The following is a 19,500-nucleotide window of genomic DNA, read 5'->3' on the forward strand; positions in this document are numbered from 1 at the left end:
GAGTGGGATTAACCCAATTAGTAAGTAAATATTAAAAATATTTGCAGATGAGACATATATTTACCACAAACAAAAGAGAACATTTTGCAGGAAATACTTCTACACCTATTAACGTATTTGTACTTTTAAAAAAAATCAGTACGTCCGTTGGTATTTATCTGAAAAAGTTGGGTCAAAAATCCATTTACAAAGCTCCGGCAACTATTGCTTCAGATAGTTTATTTTCGGATAGAGTAACTAATAATGAGCCTTATCCGGAAGAAGAGTATCCACATTCTTTGCAAGCAAATGAGCTTAATCAGCTATTGCCTATCAAAGCAAAATTAGTGTCAGATACAAGTGCCGCTGTGGTTCAGTCAACAAGTTCTACCAAGACCTATCAGATAGCAAGCATATTTGATGAAGAAACCAAAGAATGGAAACCTTGCCTTTCTGAGTCAAATCTTGTTTATAAAAATGCTTACAAAGAAAATGACCCTCCGGTAAATCCTTCATTTTTCAGAGGTGCCGCAACAACAATTCTGTTGGTGCTTTTCTCCGTTTTAGGGGTTTCTGCAAAGAAATTTGCTACCGTAGATTTATCATTACGCAGCATCATTGATAACTCAGCGCCAAGTTTAGGGAGTTCAATTAAATATATACTCTGGTTAAAGAACGAAGGTGCTACTACTGCTAACAGCATTGTGGTAAAAAATACTTTCCCGATTGGCGGTGTTACCCTTACAAGCAATACAGGCGGGGCAGGTTTTACTCATAACACAGGTACCGGCGAGGGCTTGTGGAATATAGCAACCCTTGCAGCAGGCGATTCGGTAAGTTTAGAATTAGTGGGAACTGTTACACAAAGGGGTGTGTATTTTAATATTGCTGAAATTAACTCAATAGGCGGTGGAGATACCGACTCTGATTCTACTCCGGGTAACAATGACCTTGGTGAAGATGATATTACTACGGTTTGTTCTTCTGTTCCGCTTTTGATTTATCCGGGCGAACAATATACTGTTTTTGTACCAAGTGCTTATAAGAAAACTGGTACCATTGTGCAATGGTTCAGAAATGGTACAGAAATCATCGAAAGTACCCCTGAGGCAGTAGTAAATACCGACACATCACTTACCATCAAAGCCATAGGCAATTATACTTTTACTTCTAATGTAGGCGGATGTGTCGGACAAGGCTGTTGTGCCATACAAGTCATTGCAGGCCCTTATGGTAGTATTGGCGATTGGGTATGGAAAGATAAAAATGATAATGGCTTGCAAGATACCAATGAACCAGGCATCAAAAACATTATTGTAGAACTCTATACTTTAAATGGTTCAGGAAATGTATCAGGCAGTGCTATCAGCAAAGATACTACTGATACTAACGGTCATTATCTTTTTTCAAATCTCTTATCTGGCGACTATCTGGTGAAGATAGTGGACTCAAATTTATCAGATACACTAAGAATTTCAAAGAAAAAAGATGTTGGTTCTGATGATACCAAAGACAATGATTTTACTGCCGCAAACGGATTCTCTACCAAAGTAATCATTCATGTTGATTCAACAGGAAACAAAAAAGATAATCTTACTGTAGATGCGGCCTTATATACTCCGGTAGGCAGTATAGGAGACTTTGTATGGAACGATAATAATAATAATGGTATTCAGGATGGTGGTGAAGTAGGTTTAAACAATGTAATTTTAGAATTATATTCGGCTGATGCTTCCGGAAACCCCGTGGGTACTGCCCTGGCAAAAGATACAACCAATGTCAACGGTTTATTCAAATTCAGCAACCTGATTAAAGGTGCTTATGTAGTAAAACTATTGACAAGTTCATTGCCAGCAGGTTCTGTAATAAGTACGCTTATCAATAGTGGCAGTGATGATATAGTTGACAGCGATTTTAATAGCACTACAGGTTTAAGTGGCAAAATCACATTAGACCCCGAAAATGAGTCTAATCCACTTAATAAAGATAACCTGACAATTGATGCAGCCATCTATAATCCACTTGGCTCAATCGGTGATTATGTATGGAAAGATACCGATAATGATGGGGTTCAGGATATGGACGAGTCTGGTTTAGGAGGTGTTATTCTGCACCTATATGCTGCGGCTAACGACGGTTCTCCAACAGGTAATGTTTTAAAAGCTGATACTACCGATAACAATGGTTTCTACTTGTTTAGTGGTTTAGCACTGGGCGGCTATGTAGTGCAAATCATTACAGCCTCTCTTCCGGCAGGTAGTGCTATCTCTGAAATGATAGACAAAGGTGGTAATGATACTGCTGACAGCGATTTTAATCCTACTACAGGATATTCAGCAAAAATCAGCATTGACCCAACCGATAACACCAAAAAAGATATTTTATCAATAGATGCGGCTATCCACCAGACCGTCGCTTGTCCTACACTCGCAGTTTCTACCATTGATGGTGATATTTGTGTGGGCGACTCTACTTTTATAAAAGGTATTACCAGTAACAACGCCCCTATCAAGTGGTATTTAGCGGCTATCAATGGTACTCCGGCATTTACTACCAATAGCGACGAGTCTCATCTGGTCTATCCTACTACTACTACTACTTACTATGCCGAGATCGACGGAATAAGCCCAGGCTGTCCTAATTCTCGTCAGCCGGTAGTGATTGTAGTCAATGCTCGTCCGTCACTTCCATCTTGTGCGGGAGTAGTAGATGAGTGTATCGGAAAAACTATTAATCTGAATGATTATGTAATTAACGGTGCAACTACACCGGGTGGTACTTTTGAATGGCATACTACGGCCAGTGAAAAATCGCCTCTGGTATCAACACCATCAGCTGTAGGGGCAGGTGTTTACTATTTATTCGAAAAATCAGGGGCAGGTTGCTTTAGTCCGCCAAGAATGTTAACAGTTAATCTGAAAAACTGTGATACACTCATTGATTTAAGCCTGACTAAAATTGTAAGTACTACTACTCCTAAAGTATGGGATGATATTATTTATACAATTAAAGTTACAAACGCGGGTCCTCATGCAGCAACTAATGTAGAGATTGAAGACCAGATGCCAACAGGTCTGGAGTTCTTATCAAGTGCGTTCTTTACCAAAAATGGCGATATGCTTACTGCCACAATTTCTAATATTGCAGCAGGGCAAACCATTACCTTAGATTATCTGGTAAAAGTAACATCGCCAGGAGATAAAATAAACTTTGCTCAGGTAAGCAAAGCCGACCAGAAAGATATTGACTCTACTCCGGGTAATGCTTCTACTACTTCAGAAGATGACAACAGTAAAGTAATTATTTCACCAATTGCAAATGAAATTATTGCTGACCTGAGCTTAGATAAAACTGTCAATAAGACCACTGCCACTACTGGTGAGTTAATCACTTATTATGTAACGGTTATCAACAATGGTTCAAATCCTGCTACCAATATTGAAGTAAAAGATATAGTTCCTGATGGATTAACTATAATTACTGCTACAGGAGCCGACAATATTACTACTTCAGGCGATACCGTAACAGCTAAATTTAATGAAATAAAAGTAGGTTATGCTTCAACTTTCCAGATAGTTGCCAGAGTAACTGCCACAACGGGAACAATTAAAAACTGGGCTCAGATTACCAAATCAGACCAGAAAGACAATGATTCGACCCCTAATAATGGCACAGGAAACGGAGAAGATGATACCGACGATGCAGATATAACCATCACTCCTGGTGCTTGTAATCCTCCTGTTCCTTTGATTGCTACCTTAAATCCCTACATCTGTACCGGAGAAAGCATCACACTTACTTCAGTAGGTTGTACAGGTACGGTGGTATGGTCAACAGGCGATACAGGTAATTCTATTACACTTAGCCCGACAAGTTCAACAAGTTATACAGCCAAATGTAAAATTACTAATGATTGTATCAGTGTCAATTCAAACCCAATATCAGTAGTAGTAAATGTAATAGTGGCTCCGGTTATTACTTCTAATGCCCCTAATAATACTATTTGTACTGGAGGAAGTGTAACTCTCACAGCTACTTTGTGTACGGGTAGTGTAATCTGGTCTAACGGCACCACCGCTTCAAGCATAACAGTGAGCCCTACCACTAATACTACTTATACAGCTACCTGTAAAACCAATACCTGTACAAGTAATATATCGAACCCGATTACGATTACTATCGGTACTGCAGGCAATGCGCCAACCATTTCAGCGAGCAAAAATGCTATCTGTAATGGCGAAACCGTAGTGCTTACAGCCAACGGATGTAGCGGCAATATAACCTGGTCGAATGGTTCAACCGGAAGTTCTATAAGCGTTATGCCTGGTACAACAGGTACTTACAGTGCTACTTGTTCGTCAAGTGGTTGTGGCAGTCAGACTTCTGCACCTATTACCATCACTGTTTCTCCGGCAGCCGAAACTCCGGGTATTAGTGCCAATGAAGATGTAGTATGTGCAGGAGGGAATGTAAACCTGACGGCTACAGGTTGCAGTGGTACTTTAGTATGGTCTAATGGTGTAAGCAGTTCTGCCATTGCAGTTTCTCCAGTTAATACCACTACTTATGAAGTTACCTGTGTAAGCGGAGGTTGCAGTGCCAAGGCGTCTAAAACTATTACTGTAAAACCCCAACCTGCGGCTCCGGTTATTGCAAGTGCAAAAGACCAGATATGTGCAGGCGAGTCAGTAGTATTGACAGCGCATAATTGCGATGGTATAGTTACATGGAGTACAGGTGCTACAACCGCAACTATTACAGTAAGTCCAACAATCACTACTTTTTATACCGCTATCTGTAATGTTAATGGTTGCAATAGTGTTACTTCTGCGGCAGATACAGTAACTGTATCTACAGCTGTGCCTGTTATAACAGCCACTAAAGAAATTCTCTGTTCAGGAGATTCATCTACGCTTACAGCCTCAGGCTGTTCGGGTTCTCTGTTATGGAGCAATGGTCAGACCACCAGCAGCATCACTGTTGACCCTGTGGCATCCATTACTTACTCTGTTATCTGTTCTGCCGGAACTTGCGAAGCTGTAGCCTCCAAAGCCATTACTGTAAATACTGAAACCAATGTAGCTCCAGTTATCTCGGCATCTAATACGAATCTATGTGCAAGCGGTGAAATAACATTAACAGCTACAGGTTGTACAGGCACAGTAATCTGGTCAAATATGCAAACCGGGTCAAGCATTACAGTAAATGTAACAAACACTGTTGTATTTGCAGCCGCTTGTAAAATAGGTAATTGTGAAAGCGAAAAATCAAATAATATTACTGTTACCATAGGTAAACTCAATAAACCGGTCATAAGCGCCAATCAGACAACCATTTGTATTGGCAATGCCGCAACACTTTCTTCAACAGGTTGTAATGGTAATGTAATCTGGTCTAACGGACTTACCGGAAGCACAATAACAGTAAATCCGGTTACTACTACTGAATATACCGCCGTTTGTAAAGCCGCACAAGGCTCTTGTACAAGCGACGAATCAGCTAAATTAACTATTACAGTTACTGCACAACCAGAGGCACCAATTATTGCCTGTACTTGTGCAAGACCAAGAATATGTAAAGGCGATACACTTACCTTGAAAGCCATTGGTTGTTTGGGAACATTTGTGTGGTCGAACGGACAAACCACTTCTTCAATTGTGGTAAGTCCGGAAGAAACAACAGTTTATACTGTAAAATGTAAAATAGGTTCTTGCGAAAGTGCCCCATCTGCCGCTGCTACTGTTAACGTAGGTAGTCCTGCCCCTCCTTTGGTTAGCTGTAAAAAACCACAGGTTTGTGGTGGTAGTTCAACTACTTTAGAAGCCGCAGGTTGCGTGGGTACTGTTAAGTGGTCTGACGGACAAGTAGGTGCTGTTATTAATGTATCGCCTTCAACTGTAACCAGTTACTGGGCAATTTGTGATGCCGGAAAATGTCAAAGTGAAAAATCAAATACCATTACTATACAGGTTAATGGCTCAGGGCTGAAAAAACCAACCACCAAAGACCTTGTGAATGTATGTCCGTTTACCCATGTGGACTTAACTACAGGCGTAACGAGTGCCTTGTCTTCAGTAGGCGGAACATTTACTTTCCGTGCATTTAACAGCCCTGATTCGGCTGTAGTTGCCAATCCTTCATCAGTAGGAACAGGCTCATACTACGTATTTGAAAAAGCAGGCAATGGTTGTTTCAGCGAAGGAAGCAGAATTAATGTACAGATTATTTCTTGTAACGATACTACCTCTTGTGCCACCAGTCCGGCTACAGCTAATGCAGGAGTCGATTCTACTGTGTGTATCAACTCTACGTTCTTTACCCTGAAAGGAAAAATCGGGGGTTCGGCACAAAGTTCTACCTGGACAAGCGATGGTACTGGCTCGTTTGATAATGCACTGAGTCTGAATACAAAATACAACTATACAAGTCAGGATATAGCAAGAGGCTTTGTACATTTTACACTGACTACCAATGACCCTGATGGCAACGGCCCATGTAAGGCAGCAACCGATAGTATCAGAGTTACACTCAATGGCGTATCTACTACACCAACTATCTCAAGCAACAAATCGCCTAATATCTGTGCCGGAGACTCGGTAATACTAACTGTTGCACAAACCGGACCTCGTGTATGGAGTACCGGAGATACAACAAAATCTATTGTAGTAAAAACATCAGGCACTTACTCTGTTAAATTACTAAATGCTCAGGGTTGTTCATCATTAGGTTCGAATGTAATTAATGTAGTAGCCAACGATACCATAGATGCTCCATCGGTGGTAGCAACAGCTAAAAATACTTGTCCGTCTACTACAGTCAATCTTACCAATGCCGTTACAAGTGCGCCTAGAACACCGGGTGGAGTATTTGAATTCCATACAGGTGCTACGCTCAATTCACCGTTGTTGACTAACGCAACAGCCGTTGGAGCAGGCACTTATTATGTATTTGAGAAAAGTGCCATAGGTTGCTACAGCCCAAGTGCACCAATTGTAGTAGCTATTGATACATGTACTACACCTCCCGGCGATACTGCCAGCGTTGAATTAGGCATTACTATCGTAGGTTCAAGGGTTGAATTAGGCGTAGGCGACCCGCTGACTTATACCATTACAGTAACTAATAATACCATGCACACAGCCACTAATGTGCATATCACTAATATTCTACCAAAAGGTATTACCATTACTTCTGCTACCCCAGGCCTTACAGCTTTCGGTACAGACTCATTGGTAAGTGTGATAGGTACATTCCCTGGCGGAGCTGTTAAGACTTACACATATACAGCCAAAACTACCAAAGCAGGTACTATCAGAAACATAGCCAAGATTACTAAACTTGACCAGGTTGACCCAATTCTTACCAATAACATCAGTCATTGGGATATTAATTGTGCTACCTGTCAGGAAATCTGTACAGCTATGTCATTGGCAGCCGATACAACCCGTCAGGCAAATGGTAGCTACAATGTAACTTTCCGTGCATTTGTTGAAGCCTGCGGAAACGTGAAATTAGAAAACGTGGAGGTTACCCAGAACCTTGCTGTCATGTTCCCTTCTCCGGTTACTTATACCATTATTCAGAAACCAACAGTAGGTGCAGGAAGCAAGATTATACCAAATGATAATTTCACTGGTTCATCTGACCTGAATCTTACCATTCCGACTGGTAGCGAAATAGAAGCTGGTGTAACTGATACGATAACCTTTGTTATCAACATTGTACCAAATGGCAATCAAGGGCCATTCAGTACCAATGCGATTGTCAAGGCTACAGGAATGACAATATTCGGTATTTCTGATGATGTATCTGATGTATCAAACAATGGTCCTTATATTGATAAACCAAGTGCGGAACCAACCGTTGTAAGACTATATAAGAGCCCAAGCATTGGGTTAGCCAAAATTGTATCAGACAGTACCAAGAAAACAAATGGCTCATATGATGTTACTTATCAGTTATTGGTTAAAAATAATGGCTCATTACCTTTAACCAATGTAGTACTGACAGACACATTATCAAAAACATTCAATTTACCGGCTACATTTACCGTATTAGGGTCTCCGGTTAAAAATGCTGGCAGCCAGTTAGTGATCAATAGTGCATTTAATGGTACAACAGATACCCGTCTGACACTCCCTGGCAGTACTTTAGCTATCGGACAAACAGATACACTTCTGTTCAGTATTAATCTACAACCTGATACGATAAAACTATTTGCTAATACAGCGGTAGTAAATGCCTCGGGCACGTTAGCCAGCGGTACCAATGAGAATGTAGTTGATTTATCAAATGCAGGTACTAATCCTGATGCGCCGGGCAGTAATCCGACCAACCTGAACTTAGACCCCGGTGGTATGAGTTCAATCGAAATTCCTTGTCTGGGTATTGCCTTGTCTGTAAAAGATACGATTAAACAAGCTGATGGAAGTTATAATGTGTATTTCCGTTCAATTATCAAAAACTGTGGTAACCTGACATTGTCGAACGTAATGTTATGTGATACGCTGACAAACACATTCCCGGCACCGGTACAGGCAACTATTGTACAGGCTCCTACCATCAGTGCAGGAACACAATTAGTACCTAATAGTAACTATGACGGTGCTGCTAACTCTTGTCTGCTAACAAGCGGAAGCATTATAGCTCCAGGCAGAGTTGACACAGTAAAATGGGTAGTAAACATAAAACTGAATGGCAATTTAGGACCGTTTAAAAACTCTATCATTGTTTCGGGTAAAACTCCGGCAGGTTTAACTATCAGTGATATTTCTAATGATGGCATTAATCCGGATCCGGCAGGAAGTACCCCCACGGTTATCAACTTCAACAGCGTGCCTGAAGTCATGATTGGTATCTCTAAAGAAGCTACTGAACCAACTAAAGTAACTGACCGTACCTACGATGTTACCTTTAAGTTTAAAGTGAAAAACTACGGAAAAACCGACTTCACAGGTGTTCAGGTACAGGATAACCTTGCGGTAACCTTTGGAGACAGCGTGAGAATTGATTCGGTTAGTGTAACAGCAGATGCCGGATTTACAGTAGATACTTCTTATACCGGACGTGGTAACCTGATTAATTTATTAGTTGATACATTAAGTACACTTCCTAAGAATACTACCCGTAATATCACAGTCTTTACACGTGTAACGCTTTCAGAGGGTACTAATTCTTTTGCCAATCAGGCATTAGCTATAGGTAAATATCCAACCAATAAATCGGTTGACGACTTATCAACCAACGGTACAGACCCGGATCCTGATGGTAATGGCAATCCGAAAGATAACAGTATTGCTACTCCAATTACTATAGATGGTATTATTCCAAGTACTACAACTGTACTGGGTATTGCAAAATCAGCTCTGTTAGATACCATTCCTAATGCAGACAAAACCTATAATCTGACTTATAGATTTGTTATCAAAAACTATAGCACACGTACACTCACAAATGTACAGCTAAGTGATAGCCTTGACCACGTATTCTCAGCCGACGATAGCAGCAATTATATTATTGCCGCACCGCCAACTTTGAGCGCAGGTAGTCAGTTGAAACTGAACCCAGACTTTAATGGACGAACCATTGAAACAACCGGAATAACCACCATGTTGATTGCCGATAGCAGTTCGCTGGCACCGGGAGCTTCAGATACCTTAGAGTTGAAATTAAGGGTTGTAACTGAAAAACAAGAGGCTGTTATTTTTGCTAATAGTGCCTACGGTAGTGCCAGAGATACCACTGCTACCATAAGAGATGTTTCTCAGACCGGAACTGACCCAGACCCTGACGGCGACGGTAATCCGGGCAATAATAGTGCGCCAACGCTGATAACTATCGGAGATGAGATTCCGACACCAAATGATACAGCAACAGCGATTATTCCGGGAGGTTTTTCTCCTAATAACGATGGCGTAGGTGATAAGTTCTTTATCGAAAATATCAACAAAACCAATGTTAAAGCAAGCATCTATATATATAACCGTTGGGGTAGCTTAGTCTATAAAAACGAAGACTATGGTAAGTCTGAAGGTTGGGATGGAAAAGCCAATAATGGGCTGGTATTACTAAGCGACGGCAAAGATGTTCCAGACGGCACTTATTACTATGTAGTACAGGCTGAAGGAAAATGGGAAGGAAAACCGGTAATTGGTTTTATTACAATTGCCCGATAATCATATAAAAAGTTATGAGTGAACAAGAGTTTTCAGGTTCACTCATAAACTTATAAAACAAAGAAATTTTAACCGGAAAATCACTTTGATTTCAACTGAACCTTAACAGTTTTAGCATGTTGTTTCAGGTGTTTTTACAGAGGAAAATATAAACAAAGGAACTTGTCAGGAGACAAGAAAAAGAGGATATTTTGTGCAAAAAAACCTCAAAATTTAATTATTTTGATGATAAATGAAAAAAATTTGATAATTAAAATTCTTAATGTAACTTTGTTTAGCTATTGAGTATAATTGGGCTTAGACAAAGTTTTATCTAAGTCTTTACTATTAATTGAGTAAAATATGAAAAACTTTACAAACCTGAAAAGCAGGTTAGCTACGCTATTTTTCGTAGGGCTATTCTCTGTATCTTTTCACTCCTACGCGCAACAGGAAGCGATGTTTTCACAGTACATGTTTAATACAATGGCTATCAATCCGGCTTATGCTGGTAGTCGTGATGTATTAAGTTTGACTGCCCTCGGACGTTATCAGTGGATAGGTGTTCCAGGAGCCCCCACTACTTACACTTTCTCTATGGATATGCCTATCAGCAGTGAGAAAATGGGGCTCGGCTTACAGGCCTCTTATGATGGCATCGGGCTTGCTAAAAATACTGGTATTTATCTTACTTATTCGTATCGTGTCAAGGTCGGGCCTCGCTCAACATTGGCTTTTGGCGTACAAGGCGGCGCAGTGAATATCCGTTGGGCTTTGTCTGATGCCAAGAATATTGCCGGTGGCGATAATGTATTCAGCGGCAACTACGATATTAACAAAATTCTGCCTAACGTAGGTGGTGGTGTATACCTGAGCAACGACCGCAGTTATTTAGGTTTTTCATGTCCTCAGATTTTGCAAAACCCACTTTCTAATTATAATTATTCAAAATCAGACTCTGTGAAGAAAAGCCGTACACAACGCCACTTCTTCCTGATGATGGGTTTTGTGATAGGAAAAGGAAACTTTAAAATCAAGCCTTCAACGATGATTCGTTATACAGAAGGTACTCCATTAGGCTTTGACGGAAATTTGAATTTCTGGATAAAAGATAAAATCTCATTTGGTATCTCCGGAAGAATTGGTCAGTTCCAGAGCTTTAGCCAGACCGAAGGTTTTGATGCTGCTGTTGGAATGTTAGAATTACAGCTAACTCCTCAATTCAGACTTGGTTATGCGTATGATTTCACCGCTAACCGACTTAATGACCCAAGTAAAAAAGGTATCGACCGTGTGATTGGGATTCCAACCCATGAAGCCATGCTTAGATATGAGTTTGGCTATGCTAAGAATAAAATCTTAACCCCAAGATATTTCTAATAAATAATCTTAAGTTTATACATCGGCAGGTGTAAGAAAAATCTGAGTCTATCATTTTTTTCTCGCATCATGGTTTTATATGCAATTATTTTTACAAATCTGAGCGAATTTAAATTCAGCAACAATGACTGTCAGGATAAATATCATCGGGGCCATATTTATGGCAGCTCTATTCATAGGTAGAGTACAAGCGCAGGAAGCATTGCTTAAAGCTGCCCAACATCACTATGAAAGTCTTAGCTATATCAAGGCTATTGATGCTTATGAATCTGCTTTGACCAAAAAAGGGATTACCGAGGCACAAAAGTTAGATGCCAGAATAAAACTGGCTGATAGCTATACCAAAATCAAGGATACGCAAAACGCTGAACGCGTTTACCGTGAGATATTTGAAGGAAGCACCGGAGAATTATCAGACGATAAAGTTCCGGTAGCTTTGAAGTATGCCCAGGTACTTGCCAGCAACGGTAAATACAAAGAAGCACAGGAAATGTATGACAAATACACCCGCAAAGTAGAAGACGACCCTCGTGGCAAAGGCTTTTCGAAACTTTACAACGATGTAAGCGTATTGTCAAAAAATGCCAACTGCTATAAGGTAGATTATCTGTCAATCAATACGAATTCATCTGATTTCAGCCCATCTTATTTCAAAAACGGTTTGGTTTTCGTTTCTAACCGTCGTAGTACAGTTGGGGTTCGCCGGGTATTTGGCTGGAATGACACGCCTTTTCTTGATTTGTATTTCTTAGATAACGTTTCTGCCATTGGCGGACAAGCCGCCGGATTGGGTACAGGTACTGAAGAAGCCAGAACTCCTCGTAAAAGAGGTGGTAGCGGTGGTGTACTTGGTTCAGATGAATATACTGCACCAACAGCTAACGATACTCGTACAATAGGAACTTATGGCGGAACTAACGTGGGTTTAGGTTTAGGGTATGGAGACAAACCTCAGACAGAGTCAGACAGAATGAGTGGCTCTATCAACTCAAAATACCACGAAGGGCCTTCGGCTTTCTTTAAAGATGGGTCAAAAGTAATTTTTACCCGTAACAACTTCCTGAATGGGAAAACCAAAAGAAGTTCAGACGGCATTACAAAATTGAAATTGTATATAGGAGAAGCCAATAAAGATGGTTGGAAAAACATCAAAGAATTACCGTTTAACAGTGATGATTATTCAGTAGGGCATCCTGCCCTATCGCCTGATGAGAAACTTTTATTCTTTGCCTCTGATATGCCCGGAGGTTTTGGCGGAACTGACTTGTATGTATCTCGTTATGATGGAAGCAGTTGGACAGCCCCGGTTAATTTAGGTAAAAATGTAAATACCAAAGGCAATGAAATGTTTCCGTTTGTAGATGATAAAGGTCATTTATATTTTTCTTCTGACGGACATGCAGGTTTGGGTGAGTTAGATATTTTCTTCTCACAATTAGACGGTACTACGCCTAAAGGCCGTGTCATTAACTTAGGTTCGCCTATCAACTCAAGTAAAGACGACTTCGGTATCTTAACTGATGGTTTCCGTAAAGCAGGTTATTTCAGTTCTAACCGTAAACGTGGCGGAGATGATGATGATATTTACAAATTTGACCGGGAGTGTGAACTCAAAGAGGGTTGTGATTTGATTATTGCTGTCTATGATGCAGAAACTAAAATGCCTTTAGACAACGCCAAAATTGTTTACGAAGACAAAGATGGTACGATTAAAGAAAAAATGAGCGATGCCGACGGCAGCGTGAAATTGGAAGGCCTGGAACAAGATACAGAGTTTACTTTCAGAGCTACCCGTGAGGGATACAACCCTAATACAGTAAGTTTCTCAACCAAAGATTGCGACAATGAGCCATCACGACTGGAAATACCCATGGCAAAACCAAAACCTGCTGTTGACTCTACCACATTGGCACAGAATAATCCTTCTGTACAAAGTGGATATACAGGCAATAATCCAAGTAGCACACTGCCGGGTAACAGATGCTTCCTGAAAGGCAAAGTAACTATGCAAGGCACTAATCAGCCAATAGCGGGCGTACTGGTAACTTTACGCAATGAATGCGATAACAGCACACAAACCGCTACAACCGATGCTACAGGCACTTACCAGTTCCAGGTAGTAGAGGGTTGCGACTATACCATTGAAGGCACTAAAGACAACCTTGGCTCAAAAGGTAAACGTATCCGTCGTTTAAGTTGTAAAAATGGAGATGTAACTGCCGATATTATGATGTTTAGCACAGGTGATATAGTGCAGGTAGATAACATCTATTTTGAATATGGCCGTTACAACCTACGCCCTGATGCAAGAGCCGGACTGGATAAACTGGTAAAATTAATGCGCCAGTATCCAAACATGAAAGTAGAATTGCGTGCGCATACTGATAGCCGTTCTGATTCTGATTTCAACCAGACATTATCAGATAACCGTGCCAAATCATCTGCCAATTACCTGTTCAAAAGAGGTATCAGCCGTAGCCGTGTAGAATTTAAAGGTTATGGAGAAACCATGTTAGTAAATGGCTGTGCAGATGGAGTAACTTGTACAGAAGAACAACATCAGCTTAACCGCCGTACTGAGATTAAAATCTTGCAAATGAACTGATAAAAACAACAAACATACTCATAAAAAAGCCATTTCTTTCGGGGAATGGCTTTTTGGTTTTATGGCATAACACAGCCTATTTTGGCTACTCTCCTACTCTGTTAGCACAACTTTATTGCTGACTTTTATAATTTTTCTTTGAAGTTAATTTCTTAATTCTTACTTTTGCACCACAAAACCAACAAGGTTTTAGGGCCTATAGCTCATTCGGTTAGAGCAACTGACTCATCAAAATAAAGTTCTTTAATTAATGGAAAAGTTTTGTGTTGTTTGTCAGACAGCTATTTTTGGTCAAAAGCAAAAGTATTGTAGTAATACTTGTAAGCAAAAAGACCATTATTGGCGAGTTAAAAGTCAAACCAACACATATCACTCACAAACAATTCGTTCACTAAGACGGAAGTCTGATTTAATTCAGTCTTTTGGCGGTAAATGTGGCAAATGTGGATATTCTAAAAATTTATCTGCTCTCCACTTTCATCATCTTAATTCAACGAATAAAAAATTCAAGTTGGATATGCGAGTATTATCCAATAAAAAATGGGATTTAATTTTGAGTGAAGCTGAAAAGTGTATTCTGTTATGTTCAAATTGTCATGCAGAAGAACATAATCCAGAACTTTCCTTTGAGAATGTTGAAAGAATTTTATATGGTGCCTCTCGTAAGGAATTACGAGATGAGAAGGGGGTTAATTCAGGGAAACCTTAACGGACGCAAGCCGATGGCAATCCTGAGCCAAGCCAAGTGAAAAGTCAAGATAGTAACTTGGAAGGTGCAGAGACTAAGAAGTGAGGAGACTTACCAATAAACTTCTACTAACGCCCCCCGCCCAACACTGCATAGCAGAAGGGTGATGATATAGTCCTACTACTTCGGGAAATCGAAGGAAAGTGAATCAGTAGGTGCCTGGTTCGATCCCAGGTGGGCCCACAAGAAAAGGTAAAACAATGATGTCAGTACAAAGCTACGCTATCAAAGTGTAGCTTTTTTTGTTTCCGGTTTGCTTACAATTTCTTCCTGTTTAATAAAACCTTTCTTCCTTGCTCTACGTATATATATATCATCATATAATTTTTGTTTTATCCCTGACAATCTGATATAACTTCCTTATAAAAATCCAAGAAATGAATAATGCATTGGTCAATAAATACACACCTGTAGAAATTCTTTTTGCTGAAGATGATTCGGACGATAGCCAACTTTTTGCAGATGCACTTGCACAATTACCTTTTGAAACCAGACTAAATACAGTGTTCAATGGTTTAGATGTAATTAATTACTTGAATACAACTTCATCGCTCCCTCATATAATTTTTCTTGATCTGAATATGCCCAAATTATCAGGCATAGCGTGTTTAGAAGTAATAAGAAAAAACCCGGTATATAGTCAGATACCTTGCGTTATCTTAAGTACATCCACAAACCCTGAGGATATTATGACAAGTTATGGAAACGGAGCCAATTTATATTTTGCAAAGCCTATTAGTTTTTATGATTTGAAAAGAATGATTGATAAAGCTTTGCGCTTAAACTGGGAACATTATTTCCCCCCTTTAGAAGATTCGTTTTTCATTACAGAAAAACGCTTTTAGAAGAACGTCATAATTGATTGGTTCAAAAAATTATAAGAACATGAGTCATCCAGAATTTTAGGGTGGCTCATGTTTATTTTTAATGGTGTATAGCTAATATATTATCTTATCTTTGGCTTTATTCTAAATAAACAAATATGATTACTCGCCCGATTATTCTGATTGAAGACGATATAGATGATAAAAACTTTTTTGAAGAAGCTTTTAAGGACGTAGATATTCCAAACCCGTTACTTTGCTTTGATAATTGCAATGATGCCTTGACTCATATAAAGAATTCTGCTGAAATACCTTTTCTTATTTTGTGCGATATTAATTTACCCAAACAGAGTGGTTTAGAATTAAAAAGGTATATAGATAAAGATGAAAAACTAAAATCGAAAATCATTCCTTTTGTATTTTATACCACTACCTCTAACAGAGATTACATTAATGAGGCCTATAAAGAATTAACGGTACAAGGTTTTTTTCAGAAGAGTCATGATTTTGAAGAAACAAAGAAGGATATTAAGTTAATTGTTGATTATTGGGCAAAGTGTCTCCACCCAAATTCCAAGACTTTATATGTGTAGTTTTTTAATGCTGTTACAAAAACCGTGCACCAATCCATTATTCATTGCAAACGTTTATGAAGCTCGTATATAAAGTTTGCTCCAAAGAAGATATTCCACAGTTGGTTGCCATAGCAACACAATCTTATCAGGAGCATTATACACATTTATGGACAGACGGGGGCAAAAACTATATGAAGAATAGCTTCAATGAGGAGCAATTCTTAAAAGAAATAGTACAACCCAATTCAATCTTTTTTCTTGTTATTATTGATAATCTACCTGTAGGGCTTGTAAAATTAAATATTGATAAAGCAGTGGATGATTACAGCGCAAACGAAGCCCTTGAATTAGAGCGTATTTATTTTCTAAAAAATGCCTCGGGAAAAGGACTGGGCAAAGAAACACTTTTAATGATTACAGCATTTGCTAAAGACAGAAACAAAAAGATTATATGGTTAAAAGCCATGAAAGGCGGTAATGCCGAAGCATTTTATCAAAAACAGGGATTTGATGTAATTGGTGAAACCCTTTTAGATTATCCGTTTATCAGAGCAGAGCATACAGAAATGGTGATTATGTCAAAAAAAACAGCGTAGATTTCTTTCTTTTAAATGCCCGGTTCTCAGCTTTTTTCTAAGCTATACTACCCGTAAAAATGGCATGGGTTTTGAGGTAAAAAACTTTACAACTCAACAAAAGTTAATAATTGTACTACCTACCCGCCCTGATAGTAAAGAACATAACAGCTAATAAGGGATATTTGCCAACTGTAATCTTTATTTAACAAGAATGAAAAAATACGACTACATTGATTATGCCCGTGGACTTTCTATCTTTACTATAGTTATTTATCATTTCTTGTTTACCTATCCTTTACCGACTTACCTGAGTTATGCCAGAAGTTTTGGTGGAGCGGGTATCCATTTGTTTTTCTTTGTTTCAGGTTTTGGATTGACTTTATCAAAATACGTAGATTATCAGACATTTATTAAGCGCAGGTTAATCAAGGTTTTATTGCCCTATTATATAACCATCACGCTGATTTTCCTGATAAATCTGCTCACTAAAGTTTATGAAATAGATTTTGTGGCATTTCTCAGCCATATTCTGTTATTCAAAATGTTTGATTCAGAATATATTACTTCTTATGGTGCCCAATTCTGGTTCATATCTACTATTGTGCAGTTTTACTTAGTATTTCCTTTGTTATTATGGTTTCTCAAGTCTGAAAAATATAAACTATTCATAGGCTTAACATTAGCTATTTCGATAGGTTATAGTTTATTCCTCTCCTTCGTCATACCCGAAGGGGGAGACGCCTATAAAAGATTCTTTCTGCAATATCTGTGGGAGTTTGCGCTTGGTATGGCTGTGGCCAGAACAGGTAAGTTAGATAAACTTATTACGGCTCCTATTATTTATTACATGATAATAGCTATCGTTTGTCTTGCGGCTACGGGAATTTTAGCTATCAAAGGCGGAAATATAGGTAAAAACTTAAACGACATCTTTGTTTTTTTTGCTTATACCTCCCTTACAATCATTTTTTTCAGAACCATGCCTTTAGTCAATAAGTTTTTTTTATGGGTGGCAAAGTTCTCTTTTTCATTATATCTGACCCACATGATACTATGGGATTACCTCGGAACCAAATATGGTTCTTCTTTCTTTACACCTGTTACACTATCTGTCTTACTGATTGTTACCTTAATATACAGTTATTACTATGATATAGTGTTGAATAAAATAACAGCAAGCGTAACAAACACTCAAAAAGAAAAGTAGCTGATGATTTGATAGTAGTTTTCGGCAAATACAGGCACGCTCACTAAAACCAGATTCCTTGATTTAAACCTTCGTATAAACTGTTTTATTCTGCGCATTTTTGGTAACTCTTAGTGCCTCTCGCCTATTTGTTTTTTTATACGAGATATGTACCCAAGAATTAAATTCCTGAATTATCTGATCAAATGGCAATGAAGAGCTGATAATCAGCAGAAATAGTTGTTCAGTAGTAAAGCCTTCTACTGAAATATCTGCCGCCTCTCCTTTCATATGTTGGCTGGTGGGCGACCCACCTATTAAAGAGTTAAGCGTAGGGTTCCTGAAACCTGAACTCACATTGATGGGCTTACCTACCAATGTGCGTAAAGGTTCCAGCACATTTATACACAAATTTTGAAGATTTTTTGTCTGAGTAGCATTAGGCGTATTATCAATTCCATGACGGCTGGCTGATTCGCTACGTATCATTTCTGCTAAAGTAAAATGAGGTGAAAGATTCATGGCTATATAAAGTTTATAAAAATTCTGGCTGTTTTAAACTAAGCTTGAATTTATATGAGATTTATAAGCAAAGCAATAGAATATTATCTATCGGTACTTAATGTGAATCAAGGGTTAAAAATAAATAGACAAATGGCAGCAGTTATTCTACCTAAACAATGCGACCATAGAGCATTAGCAGAACGTACCTTTGAAGCATTTTGAATATCTGTTTTGCTAATGAGCCACTTAAAGAAAGATTCAATAGGTTGCCTAACAGAGCTAATATACTTAGAAAATAGGCTATCATCCGATTGTAGATATTGTTGTCTTTTTTTTAATTTTATAGGAGTTAAAACGACCGTGTTATTTTAAGAAAGTTGTTGGTTGAATTTTTCTGAACTATATGCTTTATCACCGACCACAATTTGATTTTTTAATTGACAAATCATGGGTTTTATAGCTGTTAAATCATTCACACTGGCAGGCGTAAAATCAAAAAAGTTAGGTTTAGGTATTTTTTCAAATCTGTCCTTACCTACCAAATGGAACTTTACTCCATGATAAAATTGTTTTTTTGCATCGCAATAGCCCTTATCTGCTATCTGAGATGCTACTTTAGCTGTATAAGGGTGTTTGGAAAGCATGATAGGCAATGAATCCACCAAAGATACATTATCATAGCAATCATTAAAATTCATTTGATTCATCAAATGGGAAATAATTACCTCAAAATGCCAGTATATTGCATTAATTCGTGCATTATAAGCTTGATATGACGGCAATTTTGGAAACCATGATGACCAATGATTGACCATATAATTATAAGTTGAGCGATGGCTATAATGGCCTTCGAAAATACCACATAGGTAAATCGTTATTGCCTCTTGGTCTGTAAATTCAGGACAATTATTATTGCTCTGTCTTTGGAAATGTAAACTCATGTGCGTATCATAGCACTCACAAACAA

General features: G+C 38.8%; 10 protein-coding genes. 8 read left to right on the top strand and 2 right to left on the bottom strand.

What is annotated here, in order from left to right:
- Positions 1–47 precede the first annotated feature (47 nt).
- The 8 genes from EWM59_RS18820 (at position 48) to EWM59_RS18855 (ending at position 18,050) form a co-directional block, all read left to right on the top strand.
- A complete protein-coding gene (locus tag EWM59_RS18820) occupies positions 48–10,154 on the top strand; it encodes an SdrD B-like domain-containing protein (RefSeq protein WP_130022801.1) in 10,107 nt (3,368 codons plus the stop codon).
- 342 nt (positions 10,155–10,496) lie between these two features.
- Positions 10,497–11,513: a PorP/SprF family type IX secretion system membrane protein gene (locus EWM59_RS18825; protein ID WP_130022802.1), complete on the top strand. Its 1,017-nt coding sequence runs from the start codon at positions 10,497–10,499 to the stop codon at positions 11,511–11,513.
- A gap of 124 nt (positions 11,514–11,637) precedes the next feature.
- Positions 11,638–14,118 (top strand): carboxypeptidase regulatory-like domain-containing protein, encoded by a 2,481-nt coding sequence (locus EWM59_RS18830; protein WP_130022803.1) that lies wholly within the window; start codon positions 11,638–11,640, stop codon positions 14,116–14,118.
- A gap of 250 nt (positions 14,119–14,368) precedes the next feature.
- Complete coding sequence (locus tag EWM59_RS18835) at positions 14,369–14,827, top strand: hypothetical protein (protein ID WP_130022804.1); 459 nt, start codon at positions 14,369–14,371, stop codon at positions 14,825–14,827.
- A gap of 416 nt (positions 14,828–15,243) precedes the next feature.
- Complete coding sequence (locus EWM59_RS18840; protein ID WP_130022805.1) at positions 15,244–15,711, top strand: response regulator; 468 nt, start codon at positions 15,244–15,246, stop codon at positions 15,709–15,711.
- 137 nt (positions 15,712–15,848) lie between these two features.
- On the top strand, positions 15,849–16,283 hold the full coding sequence (locus EWM59_RS18845; protein ID WP_130022806.1) for a response regulator: 435 nt from the start codon (positions 15,849–15,851) through the stop codon (positions 16,281–16,283).
- Between the two features lie 56 nt (positions 16,284–16,339).
- On the top strand, positions 16,340–16,861 hold the full coding sequence (locus EWM59_RS18850) for a GNAT family N-acetyltransferase (RefSeq protein WP_130022807.1): 522 nt from the start codon (positions 16,340–16,342) through the stop codon (positions 16,859–16,861).
- Between the two features lie 193 nt (positions 16,862–17,054).
- Positions 17,055–18,050 (top strand): acyltransferase family protein, encoded by a 996-nt coding sequence (locus EWM59_RS18855; RefSeq protein ID WP_130022808.1) that lies wholly within the window; start codon positions 17,055–17,057, stop codon positions 18,048–18,050.
- Positions 18,051–18,113: 63 nt separating this feature from the next.
- Here the strand turns inward: EWM59_RS18855 and EWM59_RS18860 are convergent, their stop codons facing one another.
- Together EWM59_RS18860 and EWM59_RS18865 are read right to left on the bottom strand one after the other, a co-directional pair.
- Complete coding sequence (locus EWM59_RS18860; protein ID WP_130022809.1) at positions 18,114–18,551, bottom strand: D-Ala-D-Ala carboxypeptidase family metallohydrolase; 438 nt, start codon at positions 18,549–18,551, stop codon at positions 18,114–18,116.
- A 350-nt stretch (positions 18,552–18,901) separates the two neighbouring features.
- On the bottom strand, positions 18,902–19,500 hold a 599-nt coding region (locus tag EWM59_RS18865; protein WP_207220023.1), incomplete at its 5' end, for a transposase.

This window comes from Emticicia agri, assembly GCF_004168285.1.
In the GTDB taxonomy this organism is placed as follows: Bacteria; Bacteroidota; Bacteroidia; order Cytophagales; family Spirosomataceae; genus Emticicia; species Emticicia agri.

Coding starts and splice junctions, on each gene's coding strand:
- EWM59_RS18830 (WP_130022803.1), top strand. CDS start 11,638: ATGACTGTCAGGATAAATATCATCGGGGCCATATTTATGGCAGCTCTA.
- EWM59_RS18825 (WP_130022802.1), top strand. CDS start 10,497: ATGAAAAACTTTACAAACCTGAAAAGCAGGTTAGCTACGCTATTTTTC.
- EWM59_RS18840 (WP_130022805.1), top strand. CDS start 15,244: ATGAATAATGCATTGGTCAATAAATACACACCTGTAGAAATTCTTTTT.
- EWM59_RS18850 (WP_130022807.1), top strand. CDS start 16,340: ATGAAGCTCGTATATAAAGTTTGCTCCAAAGAAGATATTCCACAGTTG.
- EWM59_RS18820 (WP_130022801.1), top strand. CDS start 48: ATGAGACATATATTTACCACAAACAAAAGAGAACATTTTGCAGGAAAT.
- EWM59_RS18835 (WP_130022804.1), top strand. CDS start 14,369: ATGGAAAAGTTTTGTGTTGTTTGTCAGACAGCTATTTTTGGTCAAAAG.
- EWM59_RS18855 (WP_130022808.1), top strand. CDS start 17,055: ATGAAAAAATACGACTACATTGATTATGCCCGTGGACTTTCTATCTTT.
- EWM59_RS18860 (WP_130022809.1), bottom strand. CDS start 18,551: ATGAATCTTTCACCTCATTTTACTTTAGCAGAAATGATACGTAGCGAA.
- EWM59_RS18845 (WP_130022806.1), top strand. CDS start 15,849: ATGATTACTCGCCCGATTATTCTGATTGAAGACGATATAGATGATAAA.